Origin of the sequence: Geothrix sp. 21YS21S-2, from assembly GCF_030846775.1 — a bacterium.
GTDB lineage: Bacteria > Acidobacteriota > Holophagae > Holophagales > Holophagaceae > Mesoterricola.
The window spans coordinates 1,513,137-1,538,180 of sequence record NZ_CP132910.1 but is presented as its reverse complement, the minus strand read 5'-3'; the positions used below and the strand labels follow the sequence as shown (position 1 = coordinate 1,538,180).

The following is a 25,044-nucleotide window of genomic DNA, read 5'->3' as shown; positions in this document are numbered from 1 at the left end:
CCTAGATGGCGATAAAGAATTTCACGGTCCAGGACGCGATGTCGATGTACGGCGTCAAGGAATGGGGCTATGGTTTCTTCGGCGTGAACAGCAAGGGGCACCTCGTCGTCCACCCCACGCGGGACGAAAACCTGTCCTGCGACGTGTTCGACATCGTCCAGCACCTGCGGAAGAAGGGTGTGGCCACGCCCCTGATCCTGCGCTTCCCCCAGATACTCGCGGCCCGGGTCACGGAGCTGAACGAGGCCTTCCACAAGGCCATGCGCGAGTACGACTACGCCGGCAGCTACCAGGGCGTATACCCCGTGAAGACCAACCAGATCAAGGAGGTCGTCGACCAGGTGGTGAAGGCGGGCTACAAGTACCGCTACGGCCTGGAGGCGGGCTCCAAGCCCGAACTGATGATCGCGCTGTCCATGAACCTCCACCCGGACGCCCTGGTCACCTGCAACGGATACAAGGACGAGACCTTCATGCGCATGGCCCTCCTGGCCCGCAAGGCCGGACGCAATGTGCTCATCACCGTCGAGAAGATGACCGAACTTCCCATGATCCTGAAGGTGGCCAAGGAGCTCAAGGTCGAGCCGCTCCTGGGGCTGCGCTTCAAGCTCAACGCCATGGGGAGCGGGAAGTGGGAGAGCTCGGCGGGCGACCACTCCAAGTTCGGGCTCAACACCCAGGAGCTGCTGGAGGCGGTGGAGACCCTGGAGAAGAAGGGCCTCCTGGACTCCGTGGTGGAGCTGCACTTCCACATCGGCAGCCAGATCACCGACATCCGCCGGGTGAAGACCGCCATGAAGGAGGCGACCCGCATGTACGCCAAGCTCTACAAGCGCGGCGTTCCCCTGAAGTACCTCAACGTGGGCGGCGGCCTGGGCGTGGACTACGACGGCAGCCGCACCACCTTCAGCTCCTCCATGAACTACACGATCGACGAGTACGCCTCCGACGTGGTCTACACCACCCAGGACGTGTGCACCCAGGAGCAGGTGCCGGTGCCCAACCTCCTGAGCGAGTCGGGCCGGGCCATCGCGGCCTTCCACGAAGTCGTCGTGGTGGACATCATCGGCCTCATCGACACCACGCACACCAAGTACCGCGTCGAGCTCACGGGCAACGAGGCCCAGGTGCTCAAGGAGCTGGCCTACACCCGGGACAACCTCTCGGTGAAGAACTTCGCGGAGATGTACCACGACGCCATCACCCAGAAGGACGAGCTCATCACGCTCTTCAACCTGGGCTACCTGTCCCTGGACGACCGCGCCAAGGGCGAGATCCTTTTCTGGGAGGTGTGCCGCAAGCTCTCGAAGATCTTCAGCTACAAGAGCCTGAAGTACATCCCCGAGGAGTTCCAGGACCTCTCCAAGAGCCTGGCCGACAAGCTCATCGCCAACTTCAGCCTCTTCCAGTCCATGCCCGACCACTGGGCCATCGACCAGCTCTTCCCCGTGATGCCCATCCACCGCCTGAAGGAGAAGCCCACCATCTCCGCCACGCTCTGCGACATCACCTGCGACAGCGACGGCAAGATGGAGAAGTTCATCGACCTCAAGGACGTGCGGGACGAGATCAGCCTCCACGAGCCCAAGGGCGGCGAGCCCTACTACCTGGCCTTCTTCCTCACCGGCGCCTACCAGGACATCCTGGGCATGCGCCACAACCTCTTCGGCGCCCCCACGGAGGCCCACGTGGTGGTCAACGAGGACGAGGACTTCAAGATCCAGCAGATCATCCCCGGAGACACCATGGACCACGTCCTGCGCAGCGTCCACTACGACCCCGACGAGCTGGTGGAGGGCCCCACCCGCCGCCGCCAGAACAAGAGCGACGCCGGCGAGGCGCTGAAGGCGCTGCTGACGCAGCAGCGCAGCCTGCCGACGTACCTGGAGATGAACGAGCACTGATTCTACTGCCGGGGCCTGGAGATGCCCCCCCGCAGCTAGGGGAACAGCACCTTCACCTTCTCCACATGCAGCTGCATCTCCCGGTGCAGCAGGCTCACGCCCCTGCGCACCAGCCGCATGGCCTGGATGCTCTGGCGCGTCTCGTCCAGGCGGCGCGGGTCGGCGGGGTCCTTCACCAGGCGGTGGACGCCCGAGGCCATGCGCAGGATGTGGATCTCCATGTCGTCCGCGCCGTCAGGGACCGCGGCGTCGTGGTGGCGGCGGCAGATGTCCTGGAGGTGGGCGGGGAGGCCCCAGATCTCGTGCACGGCGCAGCCGATGTCCACGTGGACCCGCTCCAGAATCTCGTCCACCACGGGATCCGGAAGGGGGGCCTCCACCTCCCCCGCGATGACGAGGGCCGCCAGGGAGCGCAGGGCGAGGGATTTGCCCATGTCGTGGAACATGCCCGCCAGGAAGGCGCGGTCGGCCCGGCCCACGTGCTGCTCGAATGCGAACTGGCTGGCTCCGAAAGCCACGGCCATGGTGTCCAGGAAGAGGTCCGACCACCTCTGCCCGAAGATCTCGTATTCCACGCGCAGCCCCACGTCGAACAGGCTGCGCCCCGCCACGCCGGCGGCGATCTCGCCCACGCCCCGCAGGCCGATGCGCATGACGGCCATGCGCATCTCGTTGACGTCGGTGCCCCGGTTGTACAGGGCCGAATTGGCCACGCGCAGCACGTTCATGGAGATCGCGGGATCGGGGCTGATGGCCTTGAGGAGCCTGGCCATGTCCACGTCCGGCTCGTTGAGCAGGTCGATGATCCGCACCGCCAGGGCCGGGAAGGACGTGGGGTCCGGATGGTTCCGGCCGAAGTGCTCCATGACCCTGGGGACCAGCCGCTCCACCTGCTCCAGTTCCCCGGGCGACAGGGGCCGGGGAGGGGGCTCGGCCGCGCCGGAAAGGAGGGCCCAGGGCCCGTCGAAGGGGTCCGGCGCCGTCGCCGCGGCGGGAGCCTCCGCCGGGGCGGGGGCCTCCGCCGGGGCGACGGCCCGGGCCTCGGGAAGGCGGGCCTGGCCGCGGAAAAGGTTCCTGAAGGGATTGATCACTCCCCCATGGTAATGAAGGAAGCCGATCCTGTCAGTCCCAGTCCTTGCGGGTGCGGTCCTTCTTCACGGCCCCGGCGCGCTTCTTGAGGATGAGGCGCACCGTCCTGCTGGAACGGGTGGGGCGGGTGGGCCTGCGCGGGATCGGGGCCTTGAGGGCCTCCAGCACGGCTCCGGCCACCTTGGAACGGGCGTCCTCGAGGTTCTGCAGCTGGTCCCGGGTGCGCGAGCTCGTGACGATCCAGCGCCCGTCGGCGTCCAGCTGGTTGCGGACCCTGCCCCGGAGGCGGTCCAGGGACGCGGGGTCCAGGCCCTCGATGAGGGCGAGGTCCACCCGCACCTCAACCTTGGAGGCCACCTTGTTCACGTTCTGGCCCCCGGGGCCTCCGGCCCTCACCGCCTTCACCTGGAAGGCGGCGGCGGGAATGACGACCGTGCCGGTGACTTCGAGGGCGTCCATCCGGCGCCCTCTCAGTCCGTGATCTGGAAGAGTCTCTCGAACCTCACCACTTCCAGGAGGTTCATGACCGGCGGGGAGGGGCGGTGGAGCACGACGGCCACCTGGCGGGCCTCGGCGGACTCGCGAAGGAGGAGGATCATGCCCAGGGAGCTGGCGTCGAGGTAGGTCACCTTCTCCATGTCCAGGACGATGCGCTCCAGGGGCCCGGACTCCAGGGCTTCCCGCGTGCAGGCCTTGAAGCCCGGATGGGCCTCGAATGTGAACCGGCCCTCGAGTCCGATCGTCGCCGTAAGGCCCTCAATCCGGCTCGTGAAATTCATGCGTCCCTCCCAGGCGTCCCAGCCAGAATACCCAGGGGCGGCCCGGTTTGCTATTCTGGCGGCCCGGACCCTCCGGATCGGAACCGTCCAATGCCCCTCTCCCTGCCTTTCTCAACTGGCCAGCTGGTGGTCGTGGTGCTCCGCGAGCCCCGGGAACGCATGTGGGGAAGGCTGCTGGGCCTGGAGGCCGCCGGCCTCGCCCTCCGGGGCCTGGACCTGCGGGTGTGGGAGGAGGTGCTGGCCATGGTCCGGCGCGGCGAGGAGGACCAGATCGCCCTGGGGACGCGCTTCTTCCCCATGCAGCGGGTGGAGTCGCTCTACCTGGACGAGCCCAGTTCGGGCGTGCCGAGCCTGGCGGCCGACTTCCTCCAGCGCACCGGCCGGGATCCCCAGGAGTTCCTCAAGGACTTGTGAAAAGGGCCGGGAGGCTTCCCTCCCGGCCCGTTCAACCGCTTGCTACTTGGCCTTCTCCAGCTGGTTCACGCCCTTGTTCACCTGGCGGCGGCCCACGGCCTTCTCCTTGCGGCCCTGCTTGATTTCGGCCTTGCCCTTGGCTTCGGTGCGCTCGGCCTTGGCATCCAGCTTCGCGGCGGCGTCGGTCTTCCCTTCGGCGGCGAGCTTGCCGGCCCGGGCCTCCTCGCGGCCGGCGCGGCGCTCCGCGGCCTTGCCCTTGGCCACTTCGGCCTGGCCGCGGACCTCCTTGCGGGCGCCGCGCTTGATGTTCTTCTCGCCGCGGTGCTCCAGTTGCTGGCCGGTGGGGGCGGCGGGAGCGGGGGGCGGGGCAGGGGTCTGGGCCACGAGGGCCGCGCTGATGAGGCCGGCTGCGATCAGGATGCCGAAGGTGCGGGTGTTGGCCATGGTGGTCTCCTTTGTGCGGGCTGGGCCGCTGTGGGGTTCATCCCCGCAAGGCAAGGTGCATGAAGGATGCCAAATTATAAGGGGTGACAATTCAGCATAAAGGAAAGGTTTAAGAGGGTTTCAAGGGACTTCTTTCCGGGGGGCGTTGCAGGCGGCAACATGGGGTTGCATTCCTCCCCGCCCGCACCATGAGAGGATGTGGGGATGAAACGACTGGCCCTCTTCATCTCCGGCACCGGGGGCAACGCCCTGAACCTCATGGAGGCCTGCGCGGCGGGGCGGGTCCCCGCGGTGCCCGTGCTGGGGCTCTCCTCCAGCGCCAAGGCCGCGGGCGTCGAGCGGCTCGCCGCCCGCGGCCTTCCGGTGGCGGTGGTGGCGCGGCCGGACTTCACCGACGACCGGGCCTTCTCCCAGGCCTGCCTCGCCCGCGCCGAGGAGGCCGGGGCGGACGTGATCGCACTCTGCGGCTGGCTCAAGAAGCTGGACCTGCCGGCGGCGTGGGAGGGGCGGATCCTCAACATCCACCCGGGCCTCCTGCCCGCCTTCGGCGGCCCGGGGATGTTCGGCATGCACGTCCACCGGGCCGTGCTGGAAGCCGGGGCCGCGGAATCCGGCTGCACCGTGCACCTGGTGGACAACGTTTACGACCACGGGCGCATCCTGGCCCAGGCCCGGGTGCCGGTGCTGCCCGGGGACACGCCCGAGGCCCTCCAGCAGCGGGTGTACCTGCAGGAGATGGCCCTCTACCCGGCGGCGCTCCGGGATTTCCTCGCCTCCCTCTGATAGGCTGGACCCAGCGGATTGTTGAGGAGACACCATGTCCAAATTGCGTGTGGCCGTCGTCGGAGTGGGCAGCCTGGGCCAGCACCATGCCCGGATCGCGGCGGGATCGGAGGCCACCGAGCTGGTGGCGGTCGTTGATCCGGGCGAGGCCCGCGGCCGGGAGATCGCCGAGAAGTTCGGCACGAAGTGGGTCCCCGGCATGGCCGGGATCCTGGACAAGGTGGATGCCGTCCAGATCGCCGCGCCCACGGGCTTCCACCACGCCCTGGGGCTCGAGGTGCTCAAGGCCGGCCGGCACGTGATCATGGAGAAGCCCCTGGCGGCCACCCTCGACGAGGGCAAGGCCCTGCTGGCTGCCCTGGCCGCGGCGCGCCAGGCCCGGCCCGGGCTCGTGGCCGCGGTGGGCCACCTGGAGCGCTTCAACCCCGCGGTGACCGCGCTTCGCGCCCTGGGCATCAAGCCCCACTTCGCCGAGGCCATCCGGGTCTCGCCGTTCCCCATGCGCTCCATGGAAGTGGACGTGATCATGGACGTGATGATCCACGACCTGGACCTCCTCCTGGCGCTGATCGGGCGCCCCGTCGTCTCCGTGGAGGCCGTGGGCGTGCCGGTGCTCACCAAGTACGCCGACCTGGTCAACGCGCGCCTGCGCTTCGAGGGAGGCGCCTTCGCCACCGTCACCGCCAGCCGCGTGGCCCGCAAGAAGGAGCGGGTGCTCCGCGCCTTCGGGGCCCGGGCCTACGCCAGCCTGGACTTCGCCGCGCAGAAGCTCGAGGTGCTCCGCCTGGGCATGGGCCCCGACGGTCCGACGGTGCTGCCCGACGTCATCGACATCGTGGAAGGAGAGCCCCTGAAGCTCGAGCTGGAGGCCTTCTACGCCGCGTGCCTGGGCCAGGGCGAGGACCTCTGCCCCTGGCAGGACGCCTTCGAGGCCATGAAGGTGGCCGACATGGTCCAGAAATCCGTGGCCGAGTCCCTGGCGAACCTGAAGATCGACTAGTGTTCTACGATCTGGCGTCCCTCGCCAAGCCCCTGGTGACCGCGCCCCTGGCGCACCGGCACCTGGATCTCGACGAGGACCGCCGGGCGCAGCTGGGCTTCCTGGACCGCGCGGAGCCCCTCACCGTGCGCCAGCTCCTCTCCCATTCCGCGGGCCTGCCGCCCTGGCTCCCCTTCACGGGCGAGCCCCTGGCGGCCCAGCTGGGGCGGGGTTTCCCGTCCGGGGCCCACCCCAAGCTGACCCTCGGCATCCCGGGCACCAGCCTCTATTCCGACCTGGGGTACCGCCTGCTGGCCGAGCTCCTGGAGCGGCAGACCGGAGTGCCCTTTCCGGAGCTGGGGGCCCGCTCCTCGGGCCTGGAGCCCGCGCCCTGGGCCCTGGCGCCGGTCTTCGCGCCCCAGGGGCCCGACCTGGAGATGTGGCGCCTCGCTGCGCCCGCGCTGCCCTTTCCTGCGCGGGATCCCCACCTGCCCAACGATGCCAATGCCCGGGCCGGAATGCGCGGCCACGCGGGGTTCGGTGCGGATGCCGAGGGCCTGCGAACCTGCCTGGATCGATGGGTGGCCTCCGGCGCGCCCCTGGCCATGTCCCGGGATGCGGCCCAGGGCGCCGACGGTTCGCGCTGGGGCCTGGGCCTCCAACGGGCCTTCACGGGCCAGGGACGCTTCGGCGCCCTCCTGGAGGGCGTCCGCCGGAACGGCGTCCACGTGGTGGAATGGGACCGGGACCGCCTCTCCCCGCCCGTGCCGGAAGCTCCGGCGGGGCCCCCTTCGGCCTTCTGGTACCACCTGGGCTTCACCGGGCCCGCGCTCTTCTTCCGGCCGGAGGACGGCCTCTGCGTGGCCGTGCTGGCCCACCGCGTGGGGCCCGCGGGCGAGCTGCTGGATGCCGCGCAGCTGCAGGCGAGGCGGCTCGAGGCCCTGCGGGCCTGGGTCTAGCGGGTCCAGCGGAACTCGAGTTCGGCGAAGTACCGGAACCCGTTCCGGGCCGCGCCCGGAACCCAGCCCACGGCGTCGTGCCGCTGCCAGGCGGCTCCGGCGCGCACGGTCGTCGCCTTGTCCACCTTCCAGGCGATGTCCTGCTGGATCTGCTTGAATGCGTCGGCCTCCGGGGACAGGCCGGGGTGCAGGGCGGTCCAGAGGTCCCGGTCGTCCCGGAAGGGGCGCACGCCGGCGATGAGCCAGGTGGTGGTGGAGAGCCGCGGGCCCAGGTCCAGTTCCAGCTTCGCGAAGTTCGAGTTGGCCTCGCCGCCCATGGCCTCGCCCAGGGGGTCGCCATGGGTGTAGAAGCCCGAAGGGTAGGTGCTGTTCACGAAGGAACGGTACGAGATGTCGGGGGAATTGGCGGTGTTGTGGTGCTCGATGCCCAGGCGCACGCCGGGCCACTCCAGGAGGATGCCGACGGTGTCGTTGCCCGCGATGAGGTTGGGGATGTAGTAGCTGTCCTTCTTGTCCCAGATGCGGAACCAGCGGAGGGAGGCGGCATCCTTCCGGACACCGGTGAGCTCCTTGCCGGTGTAGTAGAAGGGCCGGCGGGCCAGCACCTTCCACTGGAGCAGGACGCCCTTGCTGCCGCGGCCCACGTAGAACCAGGCCTTTTCGCTGGCGGTCACCCGCGCCAGCCAGTCGGACCGGAACCGCAGGCCCGCGTCGAAGTTCGTGGAGCTCTTGGCGCGGTTCACGGGCACGGGTTCCGGGCGGTTCGGGTCGTTGAAGTCCACGCCGCTCTCGGCCAGCACGTCCTTGGTGCCCGTGACGGCCGTGAGGTATTCGCCCAGGTTGTAGCCCTCGGTCATGGACACCCCGTTGCGGGTGCCGCCCCAGAGGACCGTCCAGTTGAGGTAGAACTCCACCTTCCCGTCCCGGGACCTGCCCTGGGTCCGCCACCCGGAGAAGAAGGGGCTCTGCGGATCCCCGTTCAGCTGCAGGTTCCGGGCGATGGACAGGGGCATCTGCGAGTTCTCGGGGATGGAGCGGCCGTTCTCGAGGCGCCCCGTGAACCCCTGGAAGCCCCATTCGCCCAGGGACCATTTCCCCAGGGACAGGTGCCAGTAGGGCGTCTCGACCCGGAGCTTGGGGACGGGGCGGGCGGCCTCGCCCAGCAGGTACCCGCCGGTGAGGCCGTAGCCCCAGACCAGGGGCTCCTGCTCGAACCCCGCGGTCCAGCCCCCATGGCGGTAGAGCGCGTGGCTGCGCATGACCGTGAAGTGGGACCTGCCCTGGGCGTCGGTGTTGGCCAGGCCCTGGATGGCGAAACTCCAGCGCCCGAGGCTGGCGCCGGCTTCGGCCGAGACGCCCGAGCCGATGTATCCGTTGCCCATGCCCAGGGAGTCGACCAGGGGGGCCGGAGCGCCGTGCCGGTCCGCGGTCCAGAGCCCCGCTCCGAACCAGGTCGCGCCGGCGGCCAGTCCGGAACCCAGCACCTCCCGGCGGTTCCAGCCTTCGGGAGCCTGGGCCGCCAGGGCCAGGCCCGGCAGGGTGATCAGGAGGCAGTGGAGGGCGCCGTTTCTGGACAGGATCATTCAATTCCCCAAGGAGTGGCCGTGGACCTTTGGCGTCAGGATGCTATTAATTAATTATTGGTTCCAGAACTACGCTTGCATCATTTTGCCCATGTTGGAGCTGGGTCCGACCTGCTCTTTTTCCGCCTCCCGGGCAAGGGCGTGCAGGATGTTGGCCGCGCGCAGCGGCGTGATGCGGTGGGCGCCGCCTCCGCGGGGGTTTCCGGGGCGCTCCCCTTCGGCCAGCCCCATGGCGGGACCCCGCACGGCCACGGAATAGGGACCCTGGGGCTGGATGAGGTGCTCCAGCGACATGTTCATGAGGGTGACCGTGGGCCGCCCCGCCCCCGCGCTGCAGTGGGACAGGCCCGTGTCGACGCCCACGCAGCCGTAGGCGTGGTACTGGACCGCGCAGGCCTCGGGGATCGTGGTGCGGCCGGTGAGGTCGATGGTCCCGGGGGCCAGGGCCGCCAGCTCCGCGGCCAGGGGCATCTCGTCGGGGCTGCCCAGGAGGACGGTGGCGAAGCCCTGGTCCATGAGGATCCGGGACAGTTCCGGCCAGTTCTCCTGCTCGGGGAACCAGCGCTTCTCCTCGCCCCGGGTGCCGAAGGCCAGCACCACGTAGGGCCTGCCGTCCCAGCCCGCGGCGCGCAGCAGGGGCAGGGCGCCCTTTCCCCCCAGGAGCCCGGGGGTGATGGGCAGCCACCGCAGGTCGGCCAGGCCCGTGAGCTTCTCGAGCAGGGGCTGGTAGCGCTGGACGATGTGGATGGGCAGGTCCCGGTACTTGAACGGGTGGGTGTAGAGCAGGCTCAGGTTGTTGTCGGCGATGCCGCCCCGGATGGGCACCCGGGCCATCCACGCGGCCAGGATGAGGCGCACGGACTGGCTGAGGTTGATGACCGCCACGGGGCGGTCCTTGCGCCAGCGCCGCAGCAGCATCCAGGGGTCGGGCTTGCCCACCCCCCCGGTCTCGATGACGCTCTCGGCGATGACGGAAGGCGCCGCCTCGCTGAACACGGCCGCGCCGATGGCGTGGCCCACCGCCACCCACTTGAGCGTGACGCCCAGTTCCGCGGCCGCGGCGTTCCATTCCCGCTGGAGGCTTCCCAGGAAGGGCAGGGCGAAGATGACGTCCCCCAGCTGCCTGGGGAAGCGGATCCACACCTCGGGCAGGGCGTCCCCGCGCCGCAGGCTCTCCTTGAGGGCTTCCGTCCCGTTCGCCCTCATTTGGCGTACAGGGCGATGACCCGCTCGATGGCGCCCGCGCAGGCCGCGCAGAACGGCACGTCGTCGCGGGTGAACATGACGCAGTCCTCCTGGGCACGGAAATACCCCGTGCCCTCGTAGTTGCAGCCCTCGAAGGCACCCACCTTCCCGGAGTGGGCGTCCGTGCCCAGGAGCCGGGTCTCGAAGGCCTTCTCCTCGGCGAAGAGGGCGTCCATCTCGGATTCGGGGCGGTTGGCCGCGCGCAGTTCCCGGCGCCGGGCCTGGGTCTCGTGGCTGGCCTTCTCGAAGGCCGCCTTCTGCCACGGCGTGGGCAGCGGCGTGCCGGCCCTGACGAGCGCCTTCCACTTGGGGGCCTTGGGGTCGGCGGTGGCGTTGAGCTCCCAGGGCTCGGGGCGATCCTTCGAGCTCTCGTAGGCGACGTCGGAGGTGTAGTACTCGTCGGCCAGGCCCGCGAAGTGGTGCCCGAACTCGTGCACGAAGACGTAGGGCGCGTAGAGGTTCCCGGCCGCCACGGTGCTGAACTGCCCGAAGATCCCGGCGCCGCCGTAGGTCTCGCCGTTGACGAGGATCTCCAGGAAGTCGTAGGGCGCGAAGGAGGCGGCGTCACGCAGGGCCCGGTTCTCGAAGGTCAGGATGTAGCGCTCGCTCCCGAAGGCGTCGTAGGCGGTGCCCAGGGGGCTGCGGCGGTGGACGCCGGTGGAGGGCCGGGACACGCCCGGGGCGTCGGCGGGGGGGCACAGGGCCCAGACGTTGAAGTCCTTCCGGTGCTCCCGGAAGGGGGACCTGGCGAAGAGGGCCTCGGTGAGCCTGCGGGCCTGCTGCTCGAACCGGGGCAGCTCCTCACGGGTGTAGCCGTCGCCCAGGATCAGGAGATCCACCTTTTCCGCCGGGGCGCCGGACCGCTGGATGGCGATGAGGGCGCCGGGGGAGGGCGGCGGGGCGGAATCGACCGACATGTCCGCGGGGTCCAGGGAGAACGACCAGATCTCGCGGAAGGCGTTCCGGGCATCCCGCTTCTTGACGTTGATCTGGACGGGGCCTCCGGGACGGGGGAAGCGCAGGGACTCGGAGAAGGTCCGCGGGGTGGAGCGGGCCTCGCCCGTGGTCTCCCACTCCCCGTAGATGGAATTGAAGCCCCGGGAGAAGAGGACCCGGTTGGTCGCGCGGTCCACCACCTCGAAGAAATACTTGCCCAGGTTGGAGGTGTCCAGGGCCTTGGCGGGGTCGCCGGGCCAGGGAAGGGGCTCCAGGACCGTGCGGTCCTGGGTGAAGGTCTCGGAGGCGGCGGTTCCGGTGTGGTAGTAGTCCACCCGAAGGGTCCGGGGGGCCTGGGCCATCAGTGCGGAAGCGAGGAACAGGGCGGAAAGGGTACGTAGCATCACAAGCCTCATGGATACTCCTATACTAGAACATTCCAGGAATCCCGCCGAACCCAGGCCCCCTTCGAGGTCCCCATGCTCACCCCCAGACAACGCCAGCACCTCAAGGCCAAGGCCCACCCCCTCAAAGCCAACGTCCACATCGGCAAGGCCGGGCTCACCGACGCCCTGGCCCAGGAACTCGACGTCATGCTCGAAAGCCTCGAACTCATGAAGCTCCGCCTCAACCAGAACACCCCCGAGGACGAGGCGAGCGCCGTGGAGGCCCTTACCGCCAAGGTTCCCGGCCTCGAAGTGGTGCGCGTCCTGGGCCACACGGTCCTGGTGTTCCGGGCGAGCCGGAACAAGCCCACCGCCTATCCCCTGCCCTGAAGGGAGTCCGGCGTGCCCTACCTGTCCTGGAGCGAGGGAGGCGTCGTGAGGCGCCACGAGGTTGCCGATCCGGTGCAGCTGGGCCGGGATCCCGTGCTGTGCCCCGTGGCCCTGCCCGGGGACGTCAGCGTCTCGCGGGCCCACGCCATGCTGGCGAAGGTGGGCGGCCGCTGGTGGATCCGGGACCTGGAGTCCCGCAACGGCACCCTGCTCAACGGGCTCTCGGTCTCCACGCCCATCGGGAGCGCCCTGGAGGACGGGGACGAGATCGGCCTGGGGGACTGGTGCCTGAAGTTCACGGAAGGGTTCCCCGGCCTGGACGGGATCAACTTCATCGAGGGCGTGGGCGACCTGTTCGCCGAGATCAAGCCCGAGCCCGGCCAGGCCATGGTGCTCCTGCGCGCCCTGGAGCTGCTGCACCGGTCCTCCGAGAGCCTGCTGCGGGAGGGCAGCTCGTACATCATGTTCCGCAGCATCCTGGCCGAGGCCCTGAAGCTCATGGGGGCGGAACGGGGCTTCGTGGTGATGGTGAACCCGGACGGGACCTGGCAGAGCCTGCACCGCGTGGGCGACGTGGAGGACCGCCAGGGCCTGTCCCATTCCGTGGTGGCCTACGTCCTCGCCCACCGCACCGGGGTGCTCAGCAACTCCCCCCTGATCGACCCCCGCTTCGGGGGCGAGAGCCTGCTCGAGCTCACCGTCGGGGCCGTCATGTGCGCCCCCATGGAGGTGGCCGGCGAGATCCAGGGCGTGCTCTACCTGGACCGCGCCCAGCAGGGCCGGCCCTTTTCCAGGTTCGATCTGGCCCTGCTGCAGGCCTTCGTGCGACAAGGCGCCGTGGCCCTGCGCCACACGGAGCTCGTGCAGAAGGCCATGCGCCAGGCCGAGATCCAGGGCGAGTATTTGCGCCTTCGGACCCTGCACGAGCGCATCGTCAAGCGCATGGGGGAGCTGCTGGGGGCCATGGGGTCGAGCCTGCGCTGGATCCAGAGCTATTCCGAGAGCGGCTACGGCGACCTGGCCGCGGTGCTTCGCCACCAGACCAGCCGCATCCAGCACCTCGTGGAATCCGGCCTCCAGGAGACCCTCCTGGAAGTGCCCCGGGAGACCCCCGTCTCCACCAGCCTCCAGGCCCTTCAGGAGGTGCTGGAGCCGGTGTGGCGGGACCTCCTCACCATCCGGAACATCCCACTGACCCTCGAGTCCGTCCCCGCCGGCACGGTGTGGGTGGCGGGGGACCTGGCCACCCAGGCCCTCATGGGTCTGGTGGAGCCCCTCCTCATGCGGGCCCCCGAAGGCGGAACCGTGCAGGGCCGCTGGCTGGATCAGACTTCGGACTGGACGCTGCGCCTGGCCTTCTCCTCCGGGATGGCCATCCCCACGCCGGACCCCTGGACCCTCCGGACCCTCCAGGAGTCGGGCATCCGCTGGCACTGGAACGACCAGGCCCTGACCCTGGAGTTCCCCAAGGACGTCAACCACACCCAGGACAGCCGGGCCCTGCCCCTCCTGGGCCTGGTCACGGAGGAGATGGAACTGGTGGGCCTCTTCGAAAGCGTGGCCCAGGCCGAGGAACTGGGCCTCCACCTCCTGGAGGCCGAGCCGCCCCGCTCTCCGGTCCACCCGTTCAAGTACCTCGTCATCGACGCCAAGGGGACCCAGGACCCCGTGGCCGTCGTGGACGCCTACCGGCGCAACGCCAGCTTCACCACGGTGCCCATCCTCGTGGTGCGGGCCCGCGACGACCAGTTCCCCCAGTTCCTGGCCGCGGGCACCACGGACTGCCTTCCCGAGGGCTTCCGGTGGGAGACCCTCCACCACCGGCTCCAGGTGCTGCGCGGCCACGACGAGCTCCAGCGCAAGGCCCGGGCCGCGGAACGACTGGACTCCCTGCGCCAGATGGCCGGAACCCTCAAGCACGAGATCAACAACCCCCTGGCCGTGATCTCCATGCAGATCGAGCTCCTGGCCCGCAAGTACCCCGACGAGCCCAAGCTCCAGAAGGTGATGGAGATGGTGGAAAGGATCCGGGTGCTGGTGCAGGTCCTGCAGCGGATGCGGGAGGCCTCGACCGAGGACTACCCGGGCGGGGAGAGCATCTTCAAGCTGGGCTAGAAGAGCCTTACCCCATCCTCATCCACCAGTCCCTTGACGGGGAAGTCCCCGGGTCCCGTGGGCAGGCTTTCGCACTTCTGGATCCCGAAGCCCGCGCCCAGGGTCAGGACCTCCGGCGCCAGGCCGGGCAGGACGGCGTCGTAGAAGCCCCGCCCGTAGCCCAGCCGGTGCCCGTCCGCGGCGAAGGCGAGGCCCGGGACCAGGACCAGTTGCACCGGTGGGGAGGCGAAGGGGGACGCCAGCGGCTCCTGGAGGCCCCAGGCGCCGGGTCCCAGCGGAGGCGGGCCCCAGGCCAGGGTTGGCGGCGCCTTTTCCACGATTCTCGGGAAGAGGAAGGTCCAGAAGGGGTGGGCGTCCAGGAGGGGGCGCAGGTCGATCTCGGACCCGAAGGGCCAGAAGGCCGCGACGGAATGGATGCCCCGGGCTTCGCAGAAGGCGGCCAGGTGCCGGCAGGCCTCCGCGGACCAGAGGGCCCGCTCCAGGGGATCGACGGCGTCCCTCAGGGCCAGGTGGTGCCGCCTCAGCGCGGCCTTGTCGCGGAGTTCAGGCATAGACTTTGTAGAGGTTGTCGCGTTCCAGGGGCTCGAAGCCGGCTTCGGTGATCAGGCGCTCCAGCTCGGCCTTGGTGAGGGCCTGGGGGGTCTTGGCGCCGGCGAGGTGGGCGATGGACTCCTCGATGATGGTGCCGTCCAGGTCGTCCGCGCCGTAGTTGAGGCCGACCTGGGCCAGGCCCTCGGTGATCATGACCCAGTAGGCCTTGATGTGCGGGACGTTGTCCAGGAGGAGGCGGGCCACGGCCACTTCCCGCAGGTCCTGGTGGCCGGTGGTCTCGTGGATCTCGTAGGTCCGGCCCAGCTCGTTGTCCTCGATCTGGTAGGCCAGGGGGATGTAGGCCAGGAACCCCCGCGTGCGGTCCTGCAGCTCGCGCAGGCGCAGGAGGTGGTCCACCCGGTGCCGGGCCTGTTCGATGTGCCCGTAGAGCATGGTGCAGTTGGTGGGCAGGCCCATGCGGTGGCTCAGCTCGGCCACGCGCAGCCAGGTGCCGGCGTCCTTCTTGCCGATGCAGATCTTCTCGCGGATCTCCTCGTCGAAGATCTCCGCGCCGCCGCCCGGGCAGCTCTCCAGCCCCGCGGCCATGCAGCGGGCGATGAACGCCTCGATGGGGATCCCGGACGCCCGGGCGTAGTAGTCCATCTCCACCATGGTGAAGACCTTCAGGTGCAGGTCCGGGAAGCGGGCCTTGAGGCGCCGGAACAGGTCCTCGAAGTACTCGATCTTGAGCTTGGGGTAGTGCCCGGCCACCATGTGCAGTTCCCGCACGCCCAGGTTCTCGGGCTTCTCCATCTCGGAGACGATGTCGTCCGCCGAAAGCACGTAGGCCCGCGGATCGCCCGGCCGGGCCTGGAACGCGCAGAACTGGCAGTGGGTGACGCAGATGTTCGTGTAGGACATGCGCCGGCTCACCACGTAGTAGGTCTTCTTCCCGTGGAGCTTCAGCCGGACGAAGTGGGCCATGGCGCCGATGCCCGTGAGATCGGGGCTCTCGTAGAGCAGGAGGCCGTCGTCGAAGGTGAGCCGGATGCCCTGTTCCACCTTCTCCGCGATGGGGATGAGGCGGGGATCGGTGAGGTAGCTTTGCAATCCGAGGCTGAGGCTGTGCATGAACGTCTCCATCCTCCAGTCTAGCGGGGCGCGGAAGGAGGAAGCCTATCCTGGAATGGTTCATGGCGGCGGGACGGCAGGCGCTTCGTTCGGAAGGCATGGGCGCCGCATGAATGATGCCGGGAAAGACCTATATTGGTGCCGGGGAAAGGGAGAAATGAAATTTGATGTTCATTGAAATGGGATGGAGGCAGGTTGATGAAATACATATTTAGCCCAGCGATCCGCTTGGCCCTCTTCGCGCTTGGGCTCCGGTCGTTCCTCCTGCTGTGGGGATAGTGCAGCATCCCCTGGGCGACTCCATGAAAAGGTCAGCCACAGCCTGGAGTCCTTTTCTCGGCGAACCTCGGCCTCCTCGGCGCCTCGGCGATGGGCTTTCGATGGGTGGGCCGGCGCGGGTGAGCCTTGCGCCGACAGCTCATGGAAAAGCCCATCGCCGAGGCGCCGAGGAGGCCGAGGTTCGCCGAGGAAAAGAAAAATGGAAACGATCGGCCCGGCCATTTTCTAGGCCGAGGCCCGCTTCATGCCCCGCAGGGCGACGGTCCACACGATCAGGCCGAACACCGTCAGCTTGATGAGCTGCGGCCAGAACGCCTCGACGCCCGCCCCGCGGAGCACGATGGCGCGCACGATTATCAGATAGTGGGTGAGCGGGATGACCTGGGCCAGACCCTGGAAGAAGAGCGGCATGCCCTCGATGGGGAAGATGTAGCCGGACAGGAACACCATGGGCAGGAAGGTGAGGATGGCCATCTGCGTCGACTGGGCCTGGGTGTCGGCGGCGGTCGACAGCTTGATGCCCACGCCCAGCATGGGGATGATGAAGAAGAGCGAGGTGACGTAGAGCAGGGGCACGGAGCCTGCGACGGGCACGCCGAAAAGCACCCGGGCCGCGCCGAAGAGCACGGTCAGCTGCAGGTAGGCGATGCCCACCACGGGGATGATCTTCCCGAGGAACAGTTCGAACGGGCGCACCGGGGTGACCATCACCTGGTCCAGGGTGCCCCGCTCCTTCTCCTTCACGATGCTGCCCGAGGCGTAGATGACGCAGGTCATGGCCAGGATCACGCCCACGAGCCCCGGGACGATGAAGTTGGGGCTGCGCAGGTTCGGGTTGTACCAGGGCCGCACGCGCAGGTCGATGGGCGGGATGGGCTGGGTGGCCTGGCCGTAGCCCATGCGCTGGAAGAGCAGGGTGGTGCTGCGCATCTGGGAGACGCCCACGGCGGTGGCGATGGCGTTGGAGGCGGTGGTGGGATTGGAGGCGTCCACCACCACCATGGCCTCGGCCGTGCCGCCCGACCTGAGCTTTCGCGCGTAGTCGGGGGGGAACCACACGCCCACCTGGGCCCGGCCCATGTCGATCTCCCGGGTGAAGGCGGCCTCGCTGTCCGCGCGGCTCTTGAGGTCGAAGTACTGGGTGGCCACCAGGCCGTCGACGAAGTCGCGGCTCTCCTGGCTGCGGGACTCGTCGTAGACCACGCAGGGGAGGTGCTTGACGTCGGTGTTCACGGCGAAGCCGAAGATCAGTATCTGGGCCAGCGGCATGATGAGGACGAACCCGATGGTCAGGCGGTCCCTGCGCAGCTGCAGGAATTCCTTCCAGACCAGGGCCTTGATGCGGTTCCACATGGTTCACCTCAAGGGGGCGCCGCGGCCCTGGTCCACCAGGTCCACGAAGAAGTCTTCAAGGGAGGGGAGCTCGGGCTCCGCGGGGGCGAAGGGCAGGCCCAGGGACGCCACGGCCTGCAGGATGGCCCCGGGGTCGCCGCCTTCGGCGTAGGTGAGGCGGACGCTGCGCCCCTGCAGGACCGCGGACAGGACGCCCGGGATGGCCCGGGCCGCCTCCTGGAGGCGGCGGTACTCGGGGGTGCGCAGCGACAGCACCCGGCGGTGCAGGCTGGTCTTGAGGTAGGAGGGACTGCCGCTGGCCACCAGCCTGCCGCCCAGGATGAAGGCGAGGCGGTCGCACTGGTCGGCCTCGCCCAGGTTGTGGGTGGTCACCAGGATGGTCATGCCGTCGGCGATGAGGTCGGCCATCGCCTCCCAGAACAGGCGGCGGCGCAGCGGGTCCACCCCCGAGGTGGGCTCGTCCAGGAAGAGCACCTCGGGCTCGTGGAGGGTCGCGGCGGCCAGGGACACCCGCTGGCGCTCGCCGGTGGAGAGGCCCGACACCAGGTGGTCCCGCAGGGCCCACACCTGCATCTCCTTGAGCCGGTGGGTGGTCTCCGCCTTCAGGCGCTCCCCCGAAAGGCCGTAGAGGCTCCCGAAGAAGGCCAGGTTCTCGCCTACGGTGAGGTCCGTGAGGAGGCTCGACTTCTGGCTCATGTAGCCCATGCGGGCGCGCACCAGCTGGCCCTCGGTGAACAGGTCCCGGCCCAGGGCCCGGGCGTGGCCGGACGTGGGCGCGAGGACGCCGCAGAGCATCCGGATGGTCGTGCTCTTCCCGGCGCCGTTGGGGCCCAGGAACCCGAAGATCTCCCCCTTGCGGATCTCGAAGGAGACCCCGTCCACCGCCGTGAAATCGCCGAAGCGCCGGGTCAGGTTCTCCACCTGCAGGACGGGCTCACTCATGGAGGGCCCCCTCCTGGGCGTTGAGGACATGGAGGAAATAGTCTTCCAGGGTGCTCTCGGATTCCCGCGCCGCGGCCACCCCGGGCAGGGCCCCCAGCTTCGCCAGGAGCGGCTCCATGGGCTGGTCCGGGAACCGGGCCCGGAGCACGTCGCCTTCGGCGAAGAGGTCCAGGGGCGACAGCAGGGCCACCTGGGCCCTGGCGAGCCTGCGGTCCGCCATGGTCAGGGCCGCCACGACCCCTCCCAGCTCCTCCCGGAACCCGTCCAGGGTGCCCTCGGCCAGGATCCGGCCGCCGTCCATGAGCAGCAGGCTCAGCGCGTACTCCGCCTCGTCCATGTAGGGCGTGGAGAAGAGGATGGCCACGCCGTCGTCGTGGATGGCGTGGAGCATGGTCCAGAACTCCCGCCGGCTCACGGGGTCCACGCCGGTGGTGGGCTCGTCCAGGAGGAGCAGGCGCGGCGCCGGCAGGAGGGCCGAGCACAGCGAGAGCTTCTGCTTCATCCCTCCGGAGAGGGCCCCGGACATGCGCTCCCGGAAGCGGGCGAGGTCCACGGACTCCAGCAGGGACGCGATGCGGGGGCCGGGGTCCCGGAGACCGTAGAGCCGGGCCTGGAGCTGGAGGTTCTCCTCCACCGTGAGGTCGGGGGCCAGGCTGAAGACCTGGGGCACGTAGCTCAGGGTGTGGCGGTCGGCATGGAGGCGGAGGTGCCCGCCGGTGGGGTTCTGGAGGCCCATGAGCATGCGGAAGGTGGTGGTCTTCCCGGCGCCGTCGGGGCCGATGAGGCCCACCAGGTCGCCTTCGTCCAGGGCCAGGTCGAGGCCCTCCACGGCGCGGGTGCCGTTGGGATACCGGCAGGCGAGGCCGGAGGTCTCCAGGAGGCGGGCCATGGTCACTTGCCCCTGGGCTTGAGCTTGACGTCCACGGCCACGCCGGGGATGAGGCCCTTGTCCCAGCCGCGGGCCAGGTGCACCTGGGCGGGGTAGACGAGGTTGATGCGCTCCTCGGCGGTCTCCACCATCTTGGGGGTGTATTCGGGCACGCTGTTCACCTCGTCCAGGGCGGCGTCGAAGGTCCGGCCGTCGAGGGTCGCCACCTGCAGCGGCATGCCCTGCGCCACCCGGGGCTGGAGGGGCTGGGGGATGTAGAGGCGCACCCAGAGCTCGTCCAGACGCGCGACGGTGAGCACGGCCTGGGAGGCCCCCACGACGCTGCCCACCTCGCGCAGGCGGTGGATCACCACGCAGTCGAAGGGCGCCCGGATCTCCAGGAAGGACGCCTGCACCCGGCTCTGGTCCAGGACCGCCCGGGCCTTGCGGGCATCGGCCTCGGCGCCGGCGCGGTCCTCGGCGCGAAAGCCCGCGCGGAGCTCATCCAGGGCCTTCTTCTGCAGGTGGAGGGCCGCCTCGGCCCGGTCCCGGTCGGCCACGGCCTTGTCCAGGTCGGCCCTGGAGGCGATCCTGTCTCCGTGGAGGCTGGCGACGCGCTTGTGCGTGTCGGTCGCGAGGGCCAGCGCGGCCTGGGCGTCCCGCACCCGGGCCTCGCCCTGGGCGATGTCCTCGGGGCGGTTGCCGGCCCGGTACATGCGGTTCCTGGCCTCGGCCGAGGCCAGGCCCGCGGCGTCCCGGTCCACCGCGGACCCCAGTTCGGCCGCGGAGAGCCGCACCAGGAGATCGCCGGCCTTCACCCGCTGGCCCTCCTTCACGTCGATGGAGAGGATGGTGCCCGGCACCCGGGGGCCCAGGTCCGAGAGGTAGGCCTCGACCCGGCCGTTCAGGGTGACGACGCCGTCGCGGTTGCACCCGAGGGTGAGCAGGGCGAGCAGGACCAGGGCGGTCTTCTTCATACGGTCTCCAGGAAGGGCAGGGGTTCCAGGGGATGGGCGGCCACGCCCCGCCAGAACACTTCGAACCAGGTGCGCTCGGCCAGGGCGATGCCCGTGGGGGCCGGGAGCCCCGCGAGGCGCTCCGCGAAGATCGGGACCAGGTCGAGGATCTCCGCCTCCATGCGGATGAGGAACAGGCCCAGCAGGAAGGGATTGAGGCCCGGCCGGAGCTCGCCCCGGCGCTGGCCCCGGCGGAGGATGCCGAGCACGGCCATCTGCGCCGGACGCAGGCGGATCGCCAGCTGCTCGGGGATGGTCTCGGCGCCCCGCACGATCTGCCCCCGCACCATCGCCCGGAACCCGGCGCTGTCGTGCACGTGGAGGTGGAAGGCCTGCATGGCCAGCCAGAGCTTTTCGGCCGTGCTCCGCGGGTCCAGGGGATTGGCCAGCCGGCGCAGGTCCTTCACCAGGGGCGTGATGCGCTCCTCCAGGAGGGCCGTGAACATGGCCTCCTTGTTCTCGAAGTGGTAGTAGATGAGCGAGGGGTCGCAGCCGGCTTCCCGGGCGATGGCCCGCAGGCTGGCCCCCTCCAGGCCCTCCCGGCCGAAGACCTTCAGGGCGGCGTCCAGGAGGGTCCTGGGGTCCATCTTCACGGATTTGGGGCCACGGGGGCGGGGAGTTGCCAAGGGGAATCCTTTTTCAACGCTTGTTGAATTATGGGTTCCCCGGAAGGAAAGGCAACCCGAATTTCATCAGGTGTTGAAATAAGTTCCCGCGGGACGCGACGAGGCCCCCTCGCGGGGGCCTCGTCACGGTCCTGGCCGGTGCCTACTCCACCGAGATGGGGATCTCCGTGGTGTAGTCCAGGGTGATCACCTCGGGCTCCTCGAAGGCGATGCGGCCTTCCTCCACTTCCTTGATGGCCACCTGGGCCCAGAAGGAGGCGAGGCGGGGAGCCTCCTGGGGCTGGCCCAGCTTGTTCATGGGGACGGTCACTTCCACCTTGGGATAGGCGCCGCGCTGAAGCTGCTCGCAACGTTTACCCGTGACCACGACGAACCGGTACTTGTTGGCGATCTCTTCCGGAATATGGACTACGGTGCGCTGTACGGTCATGGACTTCCCTCGAAGAGGCCAAGTCTATCAAGGAAACTGGGAGAAATCCAGCGTTAGTATGGTATTGGAGGCTTGAAGATGAACATCCTGCTGGGCATCACGGGGGGGATCGCGGCATACCGGGCGGCGGAACTGGCGCGCACTCTCACCAAACGCGGGCATGTGGTCAGATGCTGCCTGACGGACGCGGGGTCCCGGTTCATCACCCCCCTCACCCTGGCCTCCCTCACGGGCCAGCCCTGCTTCGGCGCCAACCCGGACTACCACGAGTGGCGGCCCAACCCGGTCATCGAGCACATCGACCTGGCCCGCTGGGCGGACGTGGCGGCCGTGGTGCCCGCCACCGCGGACATCATCGGGAAGACCGCCAACGGCCTGGCCACGGACCTGCTGTCCACCCTGCTCCTGGCCACCACCGCCAGGGTGCTCTGGGCGCCGGCCATGAACAAGGCCATGTGGGCCCACCCGGCGGTGCAGGCCAACGTGGCCACCCTCAAGGGTTTCGGCCACACCATCGTGGAGCCGGTGGAAGGCCTCCTGGCCTGCGGGGAGGAGGGCGCGGGCAAGCTCGCCGACATCCTGGACATCGCCGACGCCGTGGAGGCCCTGGCCGGGCCCTCCCACCGCAGCTTCCTGGGCAAGCGCATCCTCGTCACCGCCGGGCCCACCCGGGAGGACCTGGACCCGGTGCGCACGCTCACCAACCGCTCCTCGGGGGAGATGGGGGTGGAGCTGGCCCGGGCCTTCCGCAACCTCGGCGCCCGGGTGGACCTGGTGCTGGGCGGCGAGCTTCCCGCGCCCTGGGGCATCGAGACCCACCGGGTGCGCAGCGCCCAGCAGATGCTGGAGGCCTGTCGGAAGGTGTGGCCGGACGCGGACGGCCTCGTGGCCGCCGCCGCCGTGGCCGACCAGCGTCCCGAAGCCTGCGCCCCCGAGAAGGTGAAGAAGCAGGAGGGTCCCGAGACCCTCACCCTGGTGCGCACCCCCGACGTGCTGGCCACCCTCGCGGGGGAGAAGCGCAGCGGCCAGTGGCTCCTGGGCTTCGCCGCCGAAAGCGAGGAGCACGTCCCCAACGCCACCGTGAAGCTCAGGAAGAAGCACCTGGACGGGGTCCTGGTGAACGACATCGGCTCCGGCAGGGCCTTCGGCCACCAGGCCAACACCCTCCTGCCCGTCACCGCCGCCGGCCAGGCCGAGCCCCTCGGGCCGCTGCCCAAGGACCAGTTGGCCCGGGCCGTTGCGAACTGGTGGGGGGACTGGCTGGCGTCTCGCTGACGTTCAGATCGCCGGATCCAGCCAGGCGACCGGCTCGCTGGGAACGCCCACCACGTTGCCGACGCGCACGGCGGCGGCGACGACCCAACCGGACGGCCTGCCGATCTGGCGCATGTCCAGCTGCAGGATCCCGCCGGGGCCCGGAAGATCCGGGCGGCTCCGCTCCAGCACCACCTCGCCCCGGGCGAGGACCTCCTGGGCCGTGGGGCGGCCCGGGCCCAGGGGGAGAAGGAAGACGCGGACCTTCTCCACGCCCACCAGGCCGCCGCCCCGGGCGTCCAGGACCGGCAGGCGCACCTCCAGCACGCGGTGGGCGGTCCAGCGGATGACGCAGGGGCCGGGCGCCGCGCGGGTGCGGGGAATGGGATCCCCCTTGCGCCCACAGGCGCCCAAGGAGAGGACCAGGAGGGTACAGATTATGGACCTTAGGGTCATGTTTGGTAGTCTGGGGGTTCGCACTATTCTATGATGCCCCAGTTTCAGCCCGGGGCCATCCGTGAGGAAGAGGCCATGCCCGTCACCAGATTGCTCATCGCGAACCGAGGCGAAATCGCCTGCCGGATCATGCGCACGTGCCGGGAGATCGACATCCCCACGGTCGCCGTGTATTCGGATTCGGACCGGGGGGCCATGCACGTGCGCCTCGCCATCCTGTCCGTGCCCATCGGTCCCACGCCCGCGCGGGAAAGCTACATGCGCGCCGACAAGCTCATCGAGGCCTGCCGGAAGACGGGGGCGGATTCCATCCACCCGGGCTACGGCTTCCTGGCCGAGGACCCCGAGGCGGTGCGCCTGATCCAGGACGCCGGCATCACCTGGCTGGGCCCCAGCGCGGAGGTGCTGGAGAAGATGGACAACAAGATCACCGCCCGGGAGATCGCCCAGTCCGTGGGCTGCCCCGTGCTGCCCGGAATCCAGGAGACCATGGGCGACGAGGAGCTGCTGGACGAGGCCCGCAAGATGGGCTATCCCCTGATGGTCAAGCCCGTGCTGGGCCGGGACGGCAAGGGGATGCGCCTGGTCAAGACCGCCGGGGACCTGCGCCGGGCGCTGCCCCGGGTCAAGGGCGAGAGCATCTTCTCCTTCTGGGACGAGCGGGTCTACCTGGAGAAGGCCCTCATCCACCCCCGCCACATCGAGGTGCAGATCGCCGGCGACGCCCACGGGAACTACGTCTACCTCTGGGAGCGGGAGGGCTCGGTGCAGCGCCGCTTCCAGCAGATCTGCGAGGAGGCGCCGTCCCCGGGCGTCTCCCCCGAGCTGCGCCGGACCCTGGGCGAGCAGGCCGTGGCCATCGCCAGGGCGGTGGGCTATGTGGGCATCGGCACGGTGGAGTTCCTCCTGGACCAGGAGGGCAACCACTACTTCCTGGAGATGACCTGCCGCATCCAGGGCGGCCACGCCGTCACGGAGTGGATCACGGGCCAGGACCTGGTGAAGTGGCAGATCGACATCGCCCAGGGCAAGAAGCTCCCCCTCACCCAGGACAAGATCCCCTTCTGGGGCCACGCCATCCAGTGCCGCATCAACGCCGAGGACCCGGACCGGGACTTCGCGCCCTCCTCGGGCCGGATCCAGTACCTGCGCTCGCCCCAGGGGCACAACCTGCGCAACGACAGCGGCGTCTACTTCGGCTGGGAGATGAGTCCCTTCTACGCGCCGCTGCTGGCCAAGATCTCCACCTGGGGCCAGACGCGCCAGGAGGCCCTGCAGCGCATGCACTCGGCCCTCATGGAGATGCGCCTGGGCGGCGTGCGCAACAACGTGGCCTTCTTCAAGACGCTGCTGGAGAACAAGCAGTTCCTCAAGGGCGACCTCCACACCGGGATCCTGGCGCATCCGTGGTGGAAGCAGAAGGCCGTGGGCCCCAGCCTCAAGTTCGCCGTGGCCGCCGCGCTCTTCGACGAGCTGGAGATGGAGGAGCGCCGGGCCCAGCAGCCCACCCCCAGGAACGACTGCGTCCCCACCAGCCAGGCCTGGAAGTCCCTGAACAAGTTCAATAGGCTCTGAGGTACAGAACATGAAACGAACCCTCGTCGTCGCCGACCAGACCGTTGAACTCGAGATCTACCGCCGCCGCGGCACCACCGTCATGACCTGGGACGGGGAGGAGGTGCCCCTGGACATCGTGAAGGTGGAGCGCTCCAGCTATTCCATCATCATGGAAGGCCGCAGCGTGGGCGTGAACATCGACCGCATCCGCAATCCCGACCCGGACCTCCACGGCTTCCGGGCCGCCACGTACGACGGGGCCTACGAGTTCACGCTCCAGGACCCCCGCAAGACCCTCCTGGCCGAAGCCATGGCCCGGAGCAAGCGCAGCGAGGCCAAGACGATCATCGCCCTGATGCCGGGCAAGGTGCTCAAGCTCCTCGTGCAGCCCGGGGACGTGGTGGAGGAGGGGCAGCCCCTGCTGATCCTCGAGGCCATGAAGATGCAGAACGAGTACACGGCCCCCACCGCGAGCCGGGTGGCCGCGATCCACGTGGAGGAGGGCGTCAACCTGGAGATCCACGCGCCCATGATCTCGCTGCAGAACCTGGAGAACCTCGATACCGGGGAAGCCCCCAAGGGGTGATACGATCGA

General features: G+C 69.3%; 26 protein-coding genes. 10 read left to right on the top strand and 16 right to left on the bottom strand.

The features are described 5' to 3' along the window. Positions 1-5 precede the first annotated feature (5 nt). Positions 6-1,904 carry a biosynthetic arginine decarboxylase gene (gene speA / locus RAH40_RS06990; protein WP_306601373.1) on the top strand — a complete coding sequence of 633 codons (1,899 nt, stop codon included), beginning with the start codon at positions 6-8 and terminating at the stop codon, positions 1,902-1,904. A 35-nt stretch (positions 1,905-1,939) separates the two neighbouring features. On the opposite strand, the gene RAH40_RS06985 is transcribed toward speA, so the two are convergent. From RAH40_RS06985 to RAH40_RS06975, 3 genes are read right to left on the bottom strand one after another with little or no spacing between them, the layout of a single operon-like run. Further along, entirely contained in the window at positions 1,940-2,995 is a 1,056-nt protein-coding gene (locus RAH40_RS06985) for an HDOD domain-containing protein (protein WP_306601372.1), read from the bottom strand. Positions 2,996-3,026: 31 nt separating this feature from the next. Beyond that, on the bottom strand, positions 3,027-3,452 hold the full coding sequence (gene arfB / locus RAH40_RS06980; protein WP_306601371.1) for an alternative ribosome rescue aminoacyl-tRNA hydrolase ArfB: 426 nt from the start codon (positions 3,450-3,452) through the stop codon (positions 3,027-3,029). An 11-nt stretch (positions 3,453-3,463) separates the two neighbouring features. Then, entirely contained in the window at positions 3,464-3,772 is a 309-nt protein-coding gene (locus RAH40_RS06975) for an STAS domain-containing protein (RefSeq protein WP_306601370.1), read from the bottom strand. A gap of 90 nt (positions 3,773-3,862) precedes the next feature. Here RAH40_RS06975 and RAH40_RS06970 point away from each other — a divergent pair, with 90 nt between their 5' ends. Further along, complete coding sequence (locus RAH40_RS06970; protein ID WP_306601369.1) at positions 3,863-4,186, top strand: hypothetical protein; 324 nt, start codon at positions 3,863-3,865, stop codon at positions 4,184-4,186. Positions 4,187-4,228: 42 nt separating this feature from the next. On the opposite strand, the gene RAH40_RS06965 is transcribed toward RAH40_RS06970, so the two are convergent. Beyond that, a complete protein-coding gene (locus RAH40_RS06965) occupies positions 4,229-4,630 on the bottom strand; it encodes a hypothetical protein (RefSeq protein WP_306601368.1) in 402 nt (133 codons plus the stop codon). A gap of 204 nt (positions 4,631-4,834) precedes the next feature. Here RAH40_RS06965 and RAH40_RS06960 point away from each other — a divergent pair, with 204 nt between their 5' ends. From RAH40_RS06960 to RAH40_RS06950, 3 genes are read left to right on the top strand one after another with little or no spacing between them, the layout of a single operon-like run. After that, complete coding sequence (locus RAH40_RS06960) at positions 4,835-5,413, top strand: phosphoribosylglycinamide formyltransferase (protein ID WP_306601367.1); 579 nt, start codon at positions 4,835-4,837, stop codon at positions 5,411-5,413. 34 nt (positions 5,414-5,447) lie between these two features. After that, positions 5,448-6,413, top strand: coding sequence for a Gfo/Idh/MocA family protein (locus RAH40_RS06955; protein ID WP_306601366.1), 966 nt, complete (start codon positions 5,448-5,450; stop codon positions 6,411-6,413). Continuing rightward, positions 6,413-7,351: a serine hydrolase domain-containing protein gene (locus RAH40_RS06950; protein WP_306601365.1), complete on the top strand. Its 939-nt coding sequence runs from the start codon at positions 6,413-6,415 to the stop codon at positions 7,349-7,351. The genes RAH40_RS06955 and RAH40_RS06950 overlap by 1 nt, the downstream gene beginning before the upstream one ends. On the opposite strand, the gene RAH40_RS06945 is transcribed toward RAH40_RS06950, so the two are convergent. From RAH40_RS06945 to RAH40_RS06935, 3 genes are all read right to left on the bottom strand, one after another. Beyond that, positions 7,348-8,934, bottom strand: a complete 1,587-nt coding sequence (locus RAH40_RS06945; protein ID WP_306601364.1) for a capsule assembly Wzi family protein — start codon at positions 8,932-8,934, stop codon at positions 7,348-7,350. The genes RAH40_RS06950 and RAH40_RS06945 overlap by 4 nt on opposite strands. A 69-nt stretch (positions 8,935-9,003) precedes the next feature. Next, positions 9,004-10,140 carry a glycosyltransferase family 9 protein gene (locus RAH40_RS06940; RefSeq protein WP_306601363.1) on the bottom strand — a complete coding sequence of 379 codons (1,137 nt, stop codon included), beginning with the start codon at positions 10,138-10,140 and terminating at the stop codon, positions 9,004-9,006. Further along, positions 10,137-11,519, bottom strand: a complete 1,383-nt coding sequence (locus tag RAH40_RS06935) for an IgA Peptidase M64 (RefSeq protein WP_306601362.1) — start codon at positions 11,517-11,519, stop codon at positions 10,137-10,139. Before RAH40_RS06935 ends, RAH40_RS06940 begins: the two co-directional genes overlap by 4 nt. Before the next feature lie 75 nt (positions 11,520-11,594). On the opposite strand from RAH40_RS06935, the gene RAH40_RS06930 reads away from it, so the two are divergent. After that, complete coding sequence (locus RAH40_RS06930; protein WP_306601361.1) at positions 11,595-11,891, top strand: YhbY family RNA-binding protein; 297 nt, start codon at positions 11,595-11,597, stop codon at positions 11,889-11,891. 12 nt (positions 11,892-11,903) lie between these two features. Then, positions 11,904-14,006 (top strand): GAF domain-containing protein, encoded by a 2,103-nt coding sequence (locus RAH40_RS06925; RefSeq protein WP_306601360.1) that lies wholly within the window; start codon positions 11,904-11,906, stop codon positions 14,004-14,006. Here the strand turns inward: RAH40_RS06925 and RAH40_RS06920 are convergent. From RAH40_RS06920 to RAH40_RS06885, 8 genes are all read right to left on the bottom strand, one after another. Then, positions 14,003-14,557 (bottom strand): 5-formyltetrahydrofolate cyclo-ligase, encoded by a 555-nt coding sequence (locus RAH40_RS06920; RefSeq protein ID WP_306601359.1) that lies wholly within the window; start codon positions 14,555-14,557, stop codon positions 14,003-14,005. The two genes, RAH40_RS06925 and RAH40_RS06920, sit on opposite strands and share 4 nt — an antisense overlap. Next, the gene (gene mqnE / locus RAH40_RS06915) at positions 14,550-15,668 is read right to left on the bottom strand and encodes an aminofutalosine synthase MqnE (protein ID WP_306601358.1); all 1,119 of its coding nucleotides are present in this window, start codon (positions 15,666-15,668) and stop codon (positions 14,550-14,552) included. Before mqnE ends, RAH40_RS06920 begins: the two co-directional genes overlap by 8 nt. A gap of 504 nt (positions 15,669-16,172) precedes the next feature. Beyond that, a complete protein-coding gene (locus RAH40_RS06910) occupies positions 16,173-17,300 on the bottom strand; it encodes an ABC transporter permease (protein WP_306601357.1) in 1,128 nt (375 codons plus the stop codon). Positions 17,301-17,303: 3 nt separating this feature from the next. Then, positions 17,304-18,242: an ABC transporter ATP-binding protein gene (locus RAH40_RS06905; protein ID WP_306601356.1), complete on the bottom strand. Its 939-nt coding sequence runs from the start codon at positions 18,240-18,242 to the stop codon at positions 17,304-17,306. Then, complete coding sequence (locus RAH40_RS06900; protein ID WP_306601355.1) at positions 18,235-19,131, bottom strand: ABC transporter ATP-binding protein; 897 nt, start codon at positions 19,129-19,131, stop codon at positions 18,235-18,237. Before RAH40_RS06900 ends, RAH40_RS06905 begins: the two co-directional genes overlap by 8 nt. 2 nt (positions 19,132-19,133) lie before the next feature. Continuing rightward, the gene (locus RAH40_RS06895) at positions 19,134-20,087 is read right to left on the bottom strand and encodes an HlyD family secretion protein (RefSeq protein ID WP_306601354.1); all 954 of its coding nucleotides are present in this window, start codon (positions 20,085-20,087) and stop codon (positions 19,134-19,136) included. Next, positions 20,084-20,752, bottom strand: a complete 669-nt coding sequence (locus RAH40_RS06890; RefSeq protein WP_306601353.1) for a TetR/AcrR family transcriptional regulator — start codon at positions 20,750-20,752, stop codon at positions 20,084-20,086. Before RAH40_RS06890 ends, RAH40_RS06895 begins: the two co-directional genes overlap by 4 nt. Positions 20,753-20,894: 142 nt before the next feature. Continuing rightward, positions 20,895-21,182, bottom strand: a complete 288-nt coding sequence (locus tag RAH40_RS06885; RefSeq protein WP_306601352.1) for a DNA-directed RNA polymerase subunit omega — start codon at positions 21,180-21,182, stop codon at positions 20,895-20,897. A 78-nt stretch (positions 21,183-21,260) separates the two neighbouring features. On the opposite strand from RAH40_RS06885, the gene coaBC reads away from it, so the two are divergent. Next, positions 21,261-22,457, top strand: coding sequence for a bifunctional phosphopantothenoylcysteine decarboxylase/phosphopantothenate--cysteine ligase CoaBC (coaBC, locus tag RAH40_RS06880; protein WP_306601351.1), 1,197 nt, complete (start codon positions 21,261-21,263; stop codon positions 22,455-22,457). A gap of 3 nt (positions 22,458-22,460) precedes the next feature. Here the strand turns inward: coaBC and RAH40_RS06875 are convergent, their stop codons facing one another. Next, positions 22,461-22,850: a hypothetical protein gene (locus RAH40_RS06875; RefSeq protein WP_306601349.1), complete on the bottom strand. Its 390-nt coding sequence runs from the start codon at positions 22,848-22,850 to the stop codon at positions 22,461-22,463. Positions 22,851-22,967: 117 nt separating this feature from the next. Here RAH40_RS06875 and RAH40_RS06870 point away from each other — a divergent pair, with 117 nt between their 5' ends. Together RAH40_RS06870 and RAH40_RS06865 are read left to right on the top strand one after the other, a co-directional pair. Beyond that, positions 22,968-24,467: an acetyl/propionyl/methylcrotonyl-CoA carboxylase subunit alpha gene (locus RAH40_RS06870; RefSeq protein WP_306601348.1), complete on the top strand. Its 1,500-nt coding sequence runs from the start codon at positions 22,968-22,970 to the stop codon at positions 24,465-24,467. 10 nt (positions 24,468-24,477) lie between these two features. After that, complete coding sequence (locus tag RAH40_RS06865; protein WP_306601347.1) at positions 24,478-25,035, top strand: biotin/lipoyl-containing protein; 558 nt, start codon at positions 24,478-24,480, stop codon at positions 25,033-25,035. Positions 25,036-25,044: the final 9 nt, after the last annotated feature.

What these genes read in the sequence shown, in the direction of transcription:
- RAH40_RS06865 (WP_306601347.1), top strand. Translation starts at nt 24,478, where the DNA reads ATGAAACGAACCCTCGTCGTCGCCGACCAGACCGTTGAACTCGAGATC.
- RAH40_RS06945 (WP_306601364.1), bottom strand. Translation starts at nt 8,934, where the DNA reads ATGATCCTGTCCAGAAACGGCGCCCTCCACTGCCTCCTGATCACCCTG.
- RAH40_RS06940 (WP_306601363.1), bottom strand. Translation starts at nt 10,140, where the DNA reads ATGAGGGCGAACGGGACGGAAGCCCTCAAGGAGAGCCTGCGGCGCGGG.
- RAH40_RS06960 (WP_306601367.1), top strand. Translation starts at nt 4,835, where the DNA reads ATGAAACGACTGGCCCTCTTCATCTCCGGCACCGGGGGCAACGCCCTG.
- RAH40_RS06895 (WP_306601354.1), bottom strand. Translation starts at nt 20,087, where the DNA reads ATGAAGAAGACCGCCCTGGTCCTGCTCGCCCTGCTCACCCTCGGGTGC.
- RAH40_RS06955 (WP_306601366.1), top strand. Translation starts at nt 5,448, where the DNA reads ATGTCCAAATTGCGTGTGGCCGTCGTCGGAGTGGGCAGCCTGGGCCAG.
- RAH40_RS06905 (WP_306601356.1), bottom strand. Translation starts at nt 18,242, where the DNA reads ATGAGTGAGCCCGTCCTGCAGGTGGAGAACCTGACCCGGCGCTTCGGC.
- RAH40_RS06885 (WP_306601352.1), bottom strand. Translation starts at nt 21,182, where the DNA reads ATGACCGTACAGCGCACCGTAGTCCATATTCCGGAAGAGATCGCCAAC.
- RAH40_RS06975 (WP_306601370.1), bottom strand. Translation starts at nt 3,772, where the DNA reads ATGAATTTCACGAGCCGGATTGAGGGCCTTACGGCGACGATCGGACTC.
- speA (WP_306601373.1), top strand. Translation starts at nt 6, where the DNA reads ATGGCGATAAAGAATTTCACGGTCCAGGACGCGATGTCGATGTACGGC.
- RAH40_RS06930 (WP_306601361.1), top strand. Translation starts at nt 11,595, where the DNA reads ATGCTCACCCCCAGACAACGCCAGCACCTCAAGGCCAAGGCCCACCCC.
- RAH40_RS06970 (WP_306601369.1), top strand. Translation starts at nt 3,863, where the DNA reads ATGCCCCTCTCCCTGCCTTTCTCAACTGGCCAGCTGGTGGTCGTGGTG.
- arfB (WP_306601371.1), bottom strand. Translation starts at nt 3,452, where the DNA reads ATGGACGCCCTCGAAGTCACCGGCACGGTCGTCATTCCCGCCGCCGCC.
- coaBC (WP_306601351.1), top strand. Translation starts at nt 21,261, where the DNA reads ATGAACATCCTGCTGGGCATCACGGGGGGGATCGCGGCATACCGGGCG.
- RAH40_RS06935 (WP_306601362.1), bottom strand. Translation starts at nt 11,519, where the DNA reads ATGCTACGTACCCTTTCCGCCCTGTTCCTCGCTTCCGCACTGATGGCC.
- RAH40_RS06900 (WP_306601355.1), bottom strand. Translation starts at nt 19,131, where the DNA reads ATGGCCCGCCTCCTGGAGACCTCCGGCCTCGCCTGCCGGTATCCCAAC.
- RAH40_RS06920 (WP_306601359.1), bottom strand. Translation starts at nt 14,557, where the DNA reads ATGCCTGAACTCCGCGACAAGGCCGCGCTGAGGCGGCACCACCTGGCC.
- RAH40_RS06965 (WP_306601368.1), bottom strand. Translation starts at nt 4,630, where the DNA reads ATGGCCAACACCCGCACCTTCGGCATCCTGATCGCAGCCGGCCTCATC.
- RAH40_RS06910 (WP_306601357.1), bottom strand. Translation starts at nt 17,300, where the DNA reads ATGTGGAACCGCATCAAGGCCCTGGTCTGGAAGGAATTCCTGCAGCTG.
- RAH40_RS06870 (WP_306601348.1), top strand. Translation starts at nt 22,968, where the DNA reads ATGCCCGTCACCAGATTGCTCATCGCGAACCGAGGCGAAATCGCCTGC.
- mqnE (WP_306601358.1), bottom strand. Translation starts at nt 15,668, where the DNA reads ATGCACAGCCTCAGCCTCGGATTGCAAAGCTACCTCACCGATCCCCGC.